General features: G+C 29.4%; 14 protein-coding genes. All 14 read left to right on the top strand.

What is annotated here, in order from left to right; genetic code table 11:
* Positions 1-13 precede the first annotated feature (13 nt).
* The 14 genes from KHA98_RS15825 to KHA98_RS23085 all read left to right on the top strand — a co-directional run bounded on the left by KHA98_RS15825 (position 14) and on the right by KHA98_RS23085 (position 13,276).
* Positions 14-2,539, top strand: a complete 2,526-nt coding sequence (locus KHA98_RS15825; protein WP_213258873.1) for an SLBB domain-containing protein — start codon at positions 14-16, stop codon at positions 2,537-2,539.
* A gap of 9 nt (positions 2,540-2,548) precedes the next feature.
* Positions 2,549-3,622, top strand: coding sequence for a Wzz/FepE/Etk N-terminal domain-containing protein (locus KHA98_RS15830; protein WP_213258874.1), 1,074 nt, complete (start codon positions 2,549-2,551; stop codon positions 3,620-3,622).
* Between the two features lie 60 nt (positions 3,623-3,682).
* Entirely contained in the window at positions 3,683-4,081 is a 399-nt protein-coding gene (locus KHA98_RS15835) for a sugar 3,4-ketoisomerase (RefSeq protein ID WP_213258875.1), read from the top strand.
* Complete coding sequence (locus KHA98_RS15840; RefSeq protein ID WP_213258876.1) at positions 4,074-4,484, top strand: sugar 3,4-ketoisomerase; 411 nt, start codon at positions 4,074-4,076, stop codon at positions 4,482-4,484. Before KHA98_RS15835 ends, KHA98_RS15840 begins: the two co-directional genes overlap by 8 nt.
* Positions 4,472-5,407 (top strand): hypothetical protein, encoded by a 936-nt coding sequence (locus KHA98_RS15845; protein WP_213258877.1) that lies wholly within the window; start codon positions 4,472-4,474, stop codon positions 5,405-5,407. The genes KHA98_RS15840 and KHA98_RS15845 overlap by 13 nt, the downstream gene beginning before the upstream one ends.
* Positions 5,408-6,325 (top strand): DegT/DnrJ/EryC1/StrS family aminotransferase, encoded by a 918-nt coding sequence (locus tag KHA98_RS15850; RefSeq protein ID WP_213258878.1) that lies wholly within the window; start codon positions 5,408-5,410, stop codon positions 6,323-6,325.
* Positions 6,326-6,832: an acyltransferase gene (locus KHA98_RS15855; protein ID WP_213258879.1), complete on the top strand. Its 507-nt coding sequence runs from the start codon at positions 6,326-6,328 to the stop codon at positions 6,830-6,832.
* Entirely contained in the window at positions 6,825-7,922 is a 1,098-nt protein-coding gene (locus KHA98_RS15860) for a DegT/DnrJ/EryC1/StrS family aminotransferase (RefSeq protein WP_213258880.1), read from the top strand. The genes KHA98_RS15855 and KHA98_RS15860 overlap by 8 nt, the downstream gene beginning before the upstream one ends.
* 1 nt (position 7,923) lies before the next feature.
* Positions 7,924-9,150: an O-antigen translocase gene (locus KHA98_RS15865; protein WP_213258881.1), complete on the top strand. Its 1,227-nt coding sequence runs from the start codon at positions 7,924-7,926 to the stop codon at positions 9,148-9,150.
* Positions 9,143-10,000: a glycosyltransferase gene (locus KHA98_RS15870; protein WP_213258882.1), complete on the top strand. Its 858-nt coding sequence runs from the start codon at positions 9,143-9,145 to the stop codon at positions 9,998-10,000. Before KHA98_RS15865 ends, KHA98_RS15870 begins: the two co-directional genes overlap by 8 nt.
* 5 nt (positions 10,001-10,005) lie before the next feature.
* Positions 10,006-10,638: a DapH/DapD/GlmU-related protein gene (locus tag KHA98_RS15875; protein ID WP_213258883.1), complete on the top strand. Its 633-nt coding sequence runs from the start codon at positions 10,006-10,008 to the stop codon at positions 10,636-10,638.
* Positions 10,620-11,513 (top strand): glycosyltransferase family 2 protein, encoded by an 894-nt coding sequence (locus KHA98_RS15880; protein WP_213258884.1) that lies wholly within the window; start codon positions 10,620-10,622, stop codon positions 11,511-11,513. The genes KHA98_RS15875 and KHA98_RS15880 overlap by 19 nt, the downstream gene beginning before the upstream one ends.
* A 1-nt stretch (position 11,514) precedes the next feature.
* Entirely contained in the window at positions 11,515-12,882 is a 1,368-nt protein-coding gene (locus KHA98_RS15885; protein WP_213258885.1) for an O-antigen polymerase, read from the top strand.
* A 214-nt stretch (positions 12,883-13,096) separates the two neighbouring features.
* Positions 13,097-13,276 (top strand): GDP-mannose 4,6-dehydratase, encoded by a 180-nt coding sequence (locus KHA98_RS23085; RefSeq protein WP_379732197.1) that lies wholly within the window; start codon positions 13,097-13,099, stop codon positions 13,274-13,276.
* Positions 13,277-13,393: the final 117 nt, after the last annotated feature.

Genomic DNA, 13,393 nt, shown 5'->3' on the forward strand with positions numbered 1-13,393 from the left:
TTCTAATTTATATATGAAAAAGATAATATATGTTCTTGCTCTGTTTTGTATTATGTTAATGTCATTTAATGCAAATGCACAAGATATAATAAAATCTAAAGATTTAAGTACTGTAAAAGTTGATTATTTATCAGATGATGAAATTGCAAAGATAGTTTCTCAGTTAAAAAGTAATAATGCGACAATTAATGATGTTGAATCTATGGCTTTGTCAAAAGGGATGAGTCAAAGTGAATTTGATAAATTAAGAATTCGAGTTACGGAATATGAAAAGAAGAACTCGAAAGATAAGGATAAGGATAAGGATAAAAAAGATAAGGATAAAAAGAAAGATGATAAATCAAAAGAATTTGATAAAGATTCTGAATTTGGAAGAAAACAGGAAAAAATTAAAAACGAAAAAATAAAGGATTCATTAAATGCTTTAATTTTTGGATCTGAATTATTTGATAATCCGACTTTGAATTTTGAACCAGATCTAAAAATGGCAACACCAGTAAATTATGTTCTGGGACCGGGAGATAAATTAGAGGTGAGTGTATATGGTGTTCAGCAATTTGAAGATACTGTTCCGGTAAATTTTGAAGGTAAGGTTTCAATTACGAATGTTGGTCAAATTGCAGTTGCAGGAATGTCTATTGAAGCAGCTTCACAAAAAATTAAAGCTGCAATCGCAAGAGTATACAGTACCGTAAGATCTGGACAATCTCAAGTTAGCGTTAGTTTAAGCGATATAAGAACAATTAAAGTGACAATTGTAGGAGGTAAGCAACCAGGAAATTATTCCATTTCATCTTTAGCTTCTGTTTATAATGCTTTACATTTAGCCGGGGGACCTGGGAAAAATGGTAGTTACAGAAATATAGAGTTAATTAGAAATAATAAGGTTTATAAGAATATTGATATTTATAAGTTTTTAGTAAAAGGAGATCAATCAGATAATGTAAACTTACGAGATAACGATGTTATCAGAATCCCTGCTTACACTCAAAGAGTTGTAGTAGAAGGAGAAGTAAAGCGTCCCGGTATTTTTGAAATGAAAAAGGGAGAGACATTTACAGATTTATTATCTTTTGCTTCCGGATTTAATGAATTTGCATATACAGCATCTGTAAATGTGATGCAAAAAACGGGAAAAGAGTTTAAGATACATGATATCAACGAAAGTGAATATGGTTCATATTTGCCACAATCTGGTGATGTTTTCAGAGTGACTAAAATTTTAAATCGATTCGAAAATCGTATTAAAATTGAAGGAGCGGTCTTTAGACCAGATTATTATTCTTATAGTGAAGGTATGAGAATTTCAGATCTTATTACAAGAGCGGAAGGACTAAAAGAAGATGCTTACACAAAAAGAGCAAGAATTATTCGTTTAAAGACTGATTTAACGACTGAAATTGTAAATGTAGATTTAGGAAATGCTTTGTCAGGAGATTTAAATGCTGATATTGAATTAAAACGAGAAGATATTATAACAGTTTATTCGATTCTTGATTTCAGAGAAGAATATAAAATTACTATTGACGGAGAGGTTAAAAATCCAGGTGAATACGAGTATTTCGAAAATTTAACTTTGAATGATTTAGTTATTCAGGTAGGAGGATTGACAGGTTCGGCTTCTAAACGAGTAGAAATCGCAAGAATGATAAAATCAGATGTAATAGATGATGCTGATCCGAAACGTATAGAATTAGTTGAACTCGAAATCACTGCTGACAACAACGAACAGATTAAAAATTTTGTATTAAAACCATTTGATGTGATTAATATCCGTAAAATGGCAGTTTACGAAAAGCCAGAAATGGTAAAAGTTAGTGGAGCTGTTACCTATCCTGGGAAATATGTATTAGCAAATAAAAAAGAAAGGGTGTATAATGTTGTAATGCGAGCAGGAGGCTTAACATCTATTGCTAATTTAGATGGTATGAAGATTAAGAGACCAATTAAACAGGAACAGATTGAACAATTGGAAAATATAAACCTTAACCTTGATAAAAAAACAGGAACTGACGAAGAATTGGCTAAATCAAAGCAAGAGGGAGTTAATTTGAAACAAAAAGATACACTTAATTCTAAGTTATCAAAAAAACTAAGAGATGAATTAAAATACGCTACAATTCCAGTTAATTGGGAAAAAATTGTAAAAGATAAAAATCATTATTCTAATGTTACATTATTTCCGGGGGATGAAATTGAAGTAGCAGTTTACAACGAAGGTGTTAAAGTGACTGGAAATGTATTGCTCACTTCTGAAATTCCGTATAGAAATGGAAAAGGATTTAAATACTATATAAATTCGGTTGGAGGTGTAGATAGTAAGGGATGGAAGAAAAAGGCCTATATTATTTATCCGAATGGGAAAGCATCTGTAACTCAGTCTTTCTTGTTTTTTAGATCATATCCTAGAGTAGAACCAGATTCTCAAATTGTTGTGCCTGAAAAGCCTGAAAAGAAGAAAATGACCGCAGGAGAATGGGTTGGGATTGGTAGTGTAATCTCTAGCTTAGCTTTATTAATTGTAACGGCTTTTAAATAAATCATTTTCATGAAAAACATAAGTATTGAAAACGAGGAAATGTCGTTAAAAGAATTAATACAAAAAGCAAAGCAATGGTATGCATATTTGCTTTCTAAATGGAAAGTAATTGTATTGTCTTCTATAATTGGAGCTGGAGTTGTTTTAGCTTATTCATTTATTAAAAAACCTATTTACACAGCAACATTAACATTTGCTGTAGAAGATGAAAAAGGATCTGGAGGTCTAGGTGGAGCCTTAGGCTTAGCTAGTTCTTTTGGATTGGATTTAGGAGGTAGTGGAGGAGGAATTTTTGCAGGTTCAAATTTAACTGAACTTTTTAAATCTCGAACAATGGTACAAAAAACTCTGTTGTCTCCAGTGAATGTAAATGGTAAAGTTATTTCTCTTGCAGAAATGTATATTCAGAATAATGACTGGAGAAAAAAATGGTCTGATAAGCCAAAAATTACTTCAATTAAGTTTCTGCCAAATGCTGATCAAAAAAAATTTACAAGAGAACACGATAGTATTTTAGGAGTAATTTATACTGATTTGTCTAAATCAGATTTAATGGTTAATCAAAAAGATAAAAAAGTATCAATAATTACTATGGATGTTTCTTCAAAAAATGAATTATTTGCCAAGTATTTTTGCGAAGCTTTGGCTGTACAGGTTGGAAAGTTCTATGTGGAAACAAAAAGTAAAAAGGCAAGAATCAATATGTTAATATTAGAAAGACAAGTTGATTCTATTAGAGGCGAACTTAATGGAGCGATTACAGGAGTTGCTGTTGCAAATGATAACACTTTTAATTTAAATCCAGCTTTAAATGTTCGTAGGGCACCTTCTGTTAGAAGACAAGTAGATGTTCAAGCTAATACAGCAATATTAACTGAATTGGTAAAACAAGCTGAATTAGCTAAAGTAACTCTACGTAAAGAGACTCCTTTAATTCAGGTAATTGACAGACCCATTTTGCCTCTGAAAAAGGAAAGAGTTGGAAAAATTAAAGCTGTATTTTTGGGTCTATTTTTAGGAACATTTTTGTCATTATTTGTTTTAATAATAAAGAGAGTAGCAAAACAGTTGAATTCGTTGTAAAAGTTTAATTTATAATTATTATTACCTAAAAAGAAAGTGATATTATATATCTGAAATAAAATGGAGCCATTATTAATTACTTTGCCAAAAATACAGGATCCAAGAGGAAATTTATCTTTTTTTGAAAATCTAGAACAATTACCATTCGAAATCAAAAGAACTTATTGGATTTACGATGTACCTGGAGGAGAAATGAGAGGAGGACATGCTTTTAAAGAACAGCAGGAGTTTATTATTGCTCTTTCTGGCAGCTTTGATGTTGTTTTGAATGATGGAGAAAGAGAATTGAAATTTCAGTTAAATAGATCTTACTATGGTTTATATATACCTAAAATGTATTGGCGTAGTTTAGAGAATTTTTCCACTAATTCTCTAGCATTAATTGTTTCTGATGAATTTTATAATGAGGAAGATTACATTAGAGACTTTGATAAATATAAATTGTTGAAAAATGAGTAACGTATTTAATTGCTCTGTGATTGAACTGCCTCAAATACAAAATCAATCTGGTAATATAACAGTTTTAGATCATCAGGAGAATTTACTTCCTTTTGAAGTAAAAAGAATATATTATTTATATGATGTTCCCGGCGGTGAAAGTCGAGGTGCACATGCACACAAGGAGTTACATCAATTGATTATTGCTGCAAGTGGTAGTTTTAATGTAATATTAGATGATGGTAAAGTAAAAAGGAGCATTACATTAAATAATCCTAATTATGGCTTGTATGTTCCACCGGGAATTTGGAGAGATTTAGAAAGTTTCTCTTCTGGATCGATATTATTAGTCCTTGCATCTGAAAAGTATAGCGAAAATGATTATCTAAGAAATTATAAAGAATATCTGAAATGGAAATTATAGAAGTTGATTCAGTTTACTATGATAATGTCTTGCTGAAAAAATATCATACGTTTAATTCTGGGGACTTTAATCGATTAAATGAAGATAAATGTGAAAAGGTTTTTTATTTAATTTTCAAAGATACGAAGATAAGACTTGGAATTATTCTTGGGTTAAGAGATGGAATTTTGCTTTCTCCTTTTTCAGCCCCTTTTGGAGGATTTCAATTAGCTAATGATGATATTGGGCTTAACCAAATTGATTCAGCTGTTAAAGTATTGGAAGAGTGGAGTAGAGCAAATGATTTTAAAGGAATTAAAATTGTTTTACCACCACTTTTTTATAATAATAATTTTATTACAAAGCAGCAAAGCTCTCTGTTCAGAGCTAACTTTGAACAGATAAATTTAGACGTAAATTATCAATTTTCGACAGATAAAGTTGTTGAAGATTATATGTCTAAAATTTGGTACAATGCTAAGAAAAATTTGAAAAGAAGCTTGAAATTTGACCTGTCTTTTGAAAAATTAGAAGAAAAAGATTGTCATATTGCCTATGATATAATTGCAGATAATCGAAAGCAACGAGGTTTTCCTCTTAGAATGTCATGGGAATTAGTGCAAAAGACAACCTCGGTAATACAAGGTGATTTCTTTTTGGTCAAAAAAGAAGATATTGCCATTGCATCTGCAATTGTATTCCATGTTAGTGAAGGGATAGTTCAAGTTATATATTGGGGGGATTTGCCTTTATATTCAGAATGTAAAACAATGAATTTTTTATCTCATGAAATTTTTAAATATTATGAAAGTGTTGGTATAAACATTGTCGATATAGGGCCGTCAACGGAGAATTCTATTCCAAATCACGGTTTATGTGAATTTAAAGAAAGTATAGGATGTGATTTAAGTCTTAAAGCTACTTTTTTAAAAAAAATTCAATAGATGTTTATATATAATCCAGACCCTTTTTTACTTCCTTCATTTAGAATTAGCCCGTTTAAAACTGAGTTTATCGAGCATAATAATGATTTGCAAGAATCTAATTATGACAAAGTATATTTTGACAATAAATTTGGTAATAATTGGCAATATACTTTAAATGGGCGTGAAGCGATTAAATTGGCACTCAATCATTATAAACTTGATAGAACTGATTTAGTAACAATTTTAACTACATCAAATAATTTTTATATTAGTTCATGTGTTACAAAAGAAATAGAACAAATTTGTAGATGGAATCGTGAGATTACTGCAGAGACTAAAGTAATATTTGTTAATCATGAGTTCGGATATCCATTTCAAGAAATGGAAGATCTAAAAAAAATGAACATACCAATTATCGAAGATTGTTGTACTACTTTTTTTAGTCAAGATAAAAATGATAAAATTGGAAAATATGGTGATTTTTCAATTTATAGTTTTCCGAAATTCTTTCCAATTCAAATAGGTGGGTTGATTGTTAAAAATGTTGATGATTTTAATAATAGATCTTCTTTAATAACTTTCGAAGAAGAAAGATATATCAAAAATGTTTTGTCGGACAGCTTGCAAAATGAACAGAAACTTTTGCTGCAAAGAAAAGAAAATTTTGAATTTGCATTTTCTCAATTATCTGAATTAGGATTCACTTTGAGATTTGAGACAAAAGAAAAAATTGTTCCATCGGTATTACTCTTGAATAACAATAATATAATTAAAGATTTGAGCTCAGCTAAAGAATACTTATTTAAGCATGGAATTCAATGTAGTGTTTTTTATGGTGAAGATGCTTTTTTTATTCCGAACCATCAAAATCTAAGTCGAGCTGAGATGATTTATATTAGCGAATGTATTAAAAATTACATCAAAATAAATTTATAAATGATAACTTCTAATATTAATCTTGGTAAAGAGGTTTACATAGAAAAGGATTCTAATGTAAATAATGTATGTATTGGTGATTATACTAAAATAGCAAGTAATGTAAGACTTTTTGGTTCTGCAGAGAATATATTAGAAGTTGGTAGAAATTGTTACTTTGGAATTAACTCGATAGTTGAGGGGTTTAATGCGAAAGTAAAAATTGGGAATTATGTTAGCTTCGCACAAAATGTAAATTTGATGTCAGGTTCTGGACCAAATGCATCACAAATGCTTCAGCGTATATTTCCAATAGTTAAAGGGGAAGTAATAATAGGTGATCATTCTTGGATAGGAGCAAGTGTCATTATTATGCCTAATGTAATTCTAGGTAAATTTTGTGTTGTTGCTGCAAATAGTTTTGTAAATAGTTCTTTTTCGGATTATTCAATTATAGGAGGAACTCCAGCGAGATTAATTAGAAAGTTAACGCAAAGTGAAATAAAAAATATAGAAAATAATGATTAAATTTTTAGATCTTCAAAAGATTAATGAACAATATGCTTCAGAACTAAAAAAGGCAGCATCTGAAGTAATTGATTCAGGTTGGTTCTTATTGGGCGATAAATTAAAAACTTTTGAACAGAAACTGGCTTCATATATAAAAGTTGAGAATGCGATAGGTGTTGCTAATGGGCTAGATGCTTTAAGGTTAATTTTTAAAGGATATATTGAGTTAGGTATTTTGAAAGAGGGAGATGAAGTAATTGTTCCGGCAAATACTTACATTGCATCACTACTTGCCATTACTGACAATGGCTTGGTGCCAATTTTAGCGGAGCCTGATTTAGAAACATTTAATTTAGATATTAGCAAACTAGAATCAAAAGTAACATCTAGAACCAAAGCCATTATGATTGTGCATTTATATGGTAGAGTTTGCTGGAGTTTAGAATTAGAAAGTTTTGCCAAAAAGTATAATTTAAAAGTTATAGAAGATAACGCACAAGCTATAGGCGCAACTTGGAATGGAATAAAGACTGGTAATTTAGGTGATGCTGCAGGTTTTAGTTTTTATCCAGGTAAAAATCTTGGTGCTTTAGGTGATTCGGGAGCTGTAACTACGAAAAATCCTGAATTGGCAAATATTGTCAGAGCAATTGCAAACTATGGGTCTTTAGAAAAATATGTTAATAATTATCAAGGACTAAATAGTAGGATGGATGAAATTCAAGCTGCTTTTTTAAGTGTTAAATTTGACTATATTGATAAAGAAAATAATCGCCGTAAGGAGATAGCAGATTATTATATTTCAAATATTAAGAACAGTAAAATTATTGTTCCTACCATTATTAATTCTGATGAACATGTTTGGCATCTTTTCGTAATACGTTCAAATGAAAGAGATGATTTAAAGAAGTATCTAGAACAAAATCAGATACAAACATTGATACATTATCCAATTCCTCCTCATAAACAAAAATGTTATACATTTTTGAATAATCTTTCGATGCCAATTACAGAAAAGATTCATGAAGAAGTTTTAAGCTTGCCAATAAGTCCGGTTATGACTAATGAAGAGATTAAAAGAGTTGTTGATGTTATAAATTTTTATTGATTTGCAGTTAATTAAGACTTCCTTATATTCAGCAATTACTACATTTATTCGCATTGCATCAGGTTTTATTGCAAACAAGGTTGTTGCAATGTTTACTGGTCCTGCAGGTGTTGCTATAATTTTAACAGTTTCTAATGGAGCGATTAATACAGGTGTTGTAAAATATACTGCGGAATATGATGGTAATGAGTTCAAACAAAAAAAATTATTGAGCACAGCTTTAAAAATCTCAATTGCTTGTTCTATTTTTTTTGGTTTATGGTTGTTGTTATTCGCTAATTATTTTTCTGAACTTATATTAAAAACATCTATTTATGAGAATGCGATTAGAGTTTTAGGACTAACAATTATATTTTATTCTTTAAATAGTCTTTTAATTTCAATTATTAATGGTAAACGACAAATAAAGCAATATACAATTGTAAATACTTTAGGAAGTGTAATAGGTTTAATCTTTACAGTTGTATTAGTTTATTTTTATAAAACAGAGGGAGCGCTATATTCAATAGTGCTATCGCAATCAGTAATTTTTTTTGTAACTGTATTTTTTGTTTTTAAAAGTGATTGGTTTAGTTGGAATTATTTTAAAAGACCTTTTAGCACTGAATTAGCAAAGAAACTTGGAGGGTTTAGCATGATGGCATTAGTGTCTGTATTTACAGCACCAGTTGTTCAAATTTTACTTCGTAATATGGTTATTTCGAAAGTAAATTTAGATGCAGCAGGCTACTGGCAAGGAATGATGAAAGTGTCAGATGGTTATCTATTGCTAATTACAACAGCCTTGAGCACATATTATTTGCCAAAACTATCATCTCTTAAAAATGATAAAGATATAAGGGCAGAAATGTTTTATGGTTATAAAATAATAATGCCTACTGTATTTATTGGCTGCGCGGTTATTTATTTGTGCAGATTTCTTGTAATAAAAATATTATATACTGGTAGTTTTTTTGATATGCAGGAACTTTTTTTGTTTCAACTTATTGGAGATTTTTTTAAGATAGCGGCTTGGCTGATAGCTTATTTAATGCTTGCAAAAGCAATGACTAAATTGTTTATTGTAACAGAAATTGTTTTTAGCATAATATATCTTATCTTAGGGTATATATGTGTTGATATATTTGGTTTGATTGGAATTACTATAGCATTTGCTATAAATTATTTTATATATTTTGTATTTATGGGATGTTATTTCCGTAAGTTAATTTTTTCTAAAAATGAGTAATACTCCTTTAGTATCGGTTCTTACAGCATTGTATAACCATGAGAAATATGTTAAAGAAGCGCTTGATAGTGTTTTAAAAGAAGATTATACAAACAAAGAGCTCATTATTATTAATGATGGTTCTTCAGATAACTCGGAGGAAATTGTTAAAAGATGGATAAAGGAAAATGAACATTTAGTTTCTGTAGAGTATTATTTTAGACCCAATAAAGGAGTTTGCGAAACAGCAAATGAATTAGTTGCGAAAGCAAGAGGGAAGTACATTGTTTGGCTGCCAAGTGATGATGTTCTTTATGGAAATACTATTTCTGAAAGAGTTCGTCTCTTAGAGCAAAATGAAGAGAAAGGAAAATTAGTTTTAGTAAGTGACGCTAAAGTAATTAATTCTGAAGGAGAAATTATACTAAACAGTACCATGACTGAGTATAATAGAGGAAATAAGGAAAAATATAAATATGACGAAGGCATCATTGAAGAAGTCTTAATGAATCCTTCAATCTCTGGTGCGGTTTTAATGATAAATAAGGCATTGTACAATATTATTGGTGTATATCCTAAGGATATTAATGCCGAGGATTGGTTTTTCATTCAACGAGCAGCGGCAATAAAATCTATATTATTTCAAGATAAACCAGTGTCTCTTTATAGAGTACATGATTATAATACCTCTGGTGCGGCAATACCTTTATTACAGAGAAGAAGGCTAATTGTTAGTATAATTAAAACTTTCTATAGAAATATAAAATGGTTTAAAGAGAGAAAATATAAGCTTATGTGTATTAAGCAATTTATCAGATATAATTTAATTTATGTAAAGATCAATTTAAGAATTTATAAAATTATAAAGTAATTTTTATGATAATTAGAAATCTAAAAAGACCACTTCCAGATTTATATAACTATTTAATTGAGAAAATTACTTCGAGAATTTGGAAGTTTTATATTAAAGAGGTTGGCGATGGATTCCATTTATCTAGCGGTGCTAAAATAAGAGGATGTAAATTTATTAAGATTGGAGATAATTTTCAAACGGGTTCAAATGTTTGGATTGAAGCAGTTGAAAGACATCTAGAATTTGAATACAATCCTTCAATAGAAATAGGGACATTTGTAAGATTTAGTGATAATGTCCATATTGCATGTACTAACAAGGTAATAATTGGTAATGGTGTTTTATTGGGAAGTAAAGTACATATTACGGATCATGCACATGGTATTTATAGTGGCGAGAATCAAGATGATCCCCGCATTTTATCACCAACATTGAGAAGATTACCAAATGATAAAGTCGTGATAATCGGTGATAACGTTTGGCTGGGTGATGGTGTTGTTGTTTTACCTAATGTCAACATAGGTAGCGGAAGTATCGTTGGAGCCAATAGTGTTGTTACAAAAGACGTTCCCCAAAATGTTATTGTTGTAGGTAGTCCTGCTACTATTGTAAAAAGATTTAATGAAAAAACAGAAAAATGGGAGAAAATAGTTTGAGTGGAAAAATAGCTATAATTAGTATACTTTATAAGAGTGATGAGTTGTTAGAAGATTTTTTTCAAAGCCTTTCGTTGCAAAAAAATGCCAATTTTACTCTTTTTCTTCTTGATAATGATGCAAATGATACAACAAAAGAGATAGTTTATAGTTTATCAGATAAGTACAATTTAAGTAATTCCGTTCAATACATAGAATGTAAAGATAATTCTGGATTTGCAAGGGGTAATAATATTGTATTGCAAGAAGTTTTAAAAAACGATTTTGAATATATATTATTGGCCAATAATGATGTGTTTTTTACACAAGCAAATTTATTAAGTTCGTTAAAAGACAAGTGCGCAATTTCTAAGGTTGTAACGCCACAAATTTTATACTACGGAACAAATGAAATTTGGTTTTCTGGAGGATACATAAATAAATACAAAGGTTTAAATATTCATGAAAATGAATTTAAACCAATTTCTGAGGTTAAACAAGACGAGAGATTTGTTGAGTTTGCTCCAGCATGTTTTTTAATGGTTCATAAAAATATTTTTGAAAAAATAGGTTTGTTTGATGAAAAGTTCTTCGTTTATTGGGAAGATGTAGATTTTTGTGTCAGAATCAATAATTCAGGTTTTAAAATTTTACTGGACCCCTCATTGAACATTGAACATAAAGTGAGTGTAAGTACTGGAGGAAGGGCATCATTATTTTCAACCTACTATTTTTTAAGAAATAGACTTTATTTTATAAGAAAACATTTTAAGGGAATAGAGTTCTTGTCTTCGCTTTTTTATACCTATCTAACTTCATTTGCAAAAATATTACTTTATGATATGCCTCGAAAAAAGGTTATTATAAAAGCAGTCAAAGATTCTAAATTAATGTAATATGAATTATGTTGATTTTTTTCTTTTTGCGGAACAGAATCTAGGGAGTGTAATTTTTTTTGCGCTATTTATCAGTGTAGTATATTTTTTTTTACATAGAAAATATATTTATTCGTTTTTTGACCCATTTTTATTAATTACGATTATTTCAGGACTATCAGCGTCTACTGTTTTTTTTCTGTACTTTAATGACGCCATAAGTGCTGAATTGTTTTATAGATTTATTTTTACAGAGTTAGCTTTTTTTGCGGGTTTTTTTATCATAAGACCCATAAAGTATAAATCTATTTATCAAAATAAAAATCCTGTATCTTCAAGTATTTTTTCTGAAAAGTTTGTAAGTATATTATTTTACATATCCAGTTTCTTGCATATTGGGTTTCAATTATTGACTTATATAGTAGTAGGTATTCCTTTGCTTTTGGAAAGTAGGATGTCTACTTTCGCAGGGGGTAGCGGATTTGGTCTTATAGGAAGGATTATTGAAATTGTCAATGTGATGGGCACTTTCTTATTACTTTACAGAGTGTTTTATTGCTCAGGAATCTCAGTAATAGGACGACTTTATAATTATTTATATTTATTTTTAGTTATAATATTTTTATTGCTCTCTGGTAGTAAAACGAACTTGATTTTTTTGGTATACTATTTATTTTTTTTAAATCTGTATATGCTTAAAATTAAAGGTAATTCGGTTGCTGGTGTAGTGAAGAAAATATCTAAGTTTCAAAAAATTCTTATCTATTCTTCCATTCCTTTGATATTTGTTGTAATGTATGTTCAGCTTGTAAATTCTGGAAGTGAATCTGAAGATTCTCTTCTGTTGTCATTAGGACAGAGAGTAATTTCTTTTGGAGATATTTATTATATGACTTTTCCTGATAATGTTATTAGAATTATGAATAATGATAGTGGTCTTTTACAATTATTTAAAGATCCTTTAGGAATGCTTCGTATAGTTTCTTGGGAAAAACTTCCACTAGATTGTGGTATTGAGATTTATCAATATCATTATCCTAATGGTATGCTTTCGGGACCTAATGCCCGATATAATTATTTTGCGATATTATATTTTAATACAATAGGTCAAATTATTTATTGTTTTATACTTGGATTAATTACTTCATTTATGCGAAATACATTCTTTAAGCTGTTGCCCAATAACATAATATTTGGTGGTATATACACCCTTTTTGCTATTAACTTAGTGTATATATATCAAGATCAAGCATTTACGGTAGCTAGATTTTTTAATATAATTACAATAGTTCCTATACTAATTATTTTTGCTCTTTTTATACAATATATTTTAGAGTTAAACCCATTGAAGGATTTAATTATCTCTCGAAAAAATATTCAAAAGTTATAATTGAATCATAATTATACAAAATAAATATTAATTTGTGGCATTTCATGGCAACGGAGGCTATTTGTCTCAGCTTTTATTGGAAAGGTTATGAAGTATATGATGATGGTTTTAGGGATGTTCATAAGACTTCATTCAAAAATTTAGAAGAGTTAGACATTCTCAATAAATTTAATCTTGTTTTAATTACTTTAAATGATTTAAAAGTATATTTCAGATAATTAATAAAATCAATATAGATGAAATATACAATCTTGATGGACGAAGTTTTGTAACGCTATCTTTTAAACAACCTGCAGAAGTAAAGAAAATTATCATAATGGCAACATTAAATTTGCTAGAAGTGATTAGATTTTCAGGGCTAGCAATCAAATATTATAATGTTGGTTCAAGTTAATACATGGTAGAGCAGAGCATGTCGTTGATTTAGAAACACCATTAAGACCAAGGAATCTTTTAAACGAGTTAAGTGTTTTTGTATCTATTTTTTGTGAATTTTGGAATTATACTAGAG

It is taken from the genome of Flavobacterium branchiicola, from assembly GCF_018383905.1.
Lineage (GTDB): Bacteria > Bacteroidota > Bacteroidia > Flavobacteriales > Flavobacteriaceae > Flavobacterium > Flavobacterium branchiicola.

Bases quoted from the DNA above. Each gene is read 5' to 3' on its own strand.
- KHA98_RS15825 (WP_213258873.1), top strand. From the start codon at position 14: ATGAAAAAGATAATATATGTTCTTGCTCTGTTTTGTATTATGTTAATG.
- KHA98_RS15830 (WP_213258874.1), top strand. From the start codon at position 2,549: ATGAAAAACATAAGTATTGAAAACGAGGAAATGTCGTTAAAAGAATTA.
- KHA98_RS15835 (WP_213258875.1), top strand. From the start codon at position 3,683: ATGGAGCCATTATTAATTACTTTGCCAAAAATACAGGATCCAAGAGGA.
- KHA98_RS15840 (WP_213258876.1), top strand. From the start codon at position 4,074: ATGAGTAACGTATTTAATTGCTCTGTGATTGAACTGCCTCAAATACAA.
- KHA98_RS15845 (WP_213258877.1), top strand. From the start codon at position 4,472: ATGGAAATTATAGAAGTTGATTCAGTTTACTATGATAATGTCTTGCTG.
- KHA98_RS15850 (WP_213258878.1), top strand. From the start codon at position 5,408: ATGTTTATATATAATCCAGACCCTTTTTTACTTCCTTCATTTAGAATT.
- KHA98_RS15855 (WP_213258879.1), top strand. From the start codon at position 6,326: ATGATAACTTCTAATATTAATCTTGGTAAAGAGGTTTACATAGAAAAG.
- KHA98_RS15860 (WP_213258880.1), top strand. From the start codon at position 6,825: ATGATTAAATTTTTAGATCTTCAAAAGATTAATGAACAATATGCTTCA.
- KHA98_RS15870 (WP_213258882.1), top strand. From the start codon at position 9,143: ATGAGTAATACTCCTTTAGTATCGGTTCTTACAGCATTGTATAACCAT.
- KHA98_RS15875 (WP_213258883.1), top strand. From the start codon at position 10,006: ATGATAATTAGAAATCTAAAAAGACCACTTCCAGATTTATATAACTAT.
- KHA98_RS15880 (WP_213258884.1), top strand. From the start codon at position 10,620: ATGGGAGAAAATAGTTTGAGTGGAAAAATAGCTATAATTAGTATACTT.
- KHA98_RS15885 (WP_213258885.1), top strand. From the start codon at position 11,515: ATGAATTATGTTGATTTTTTTCTTTTTGCGGAACAGAATCTAGGGAGT.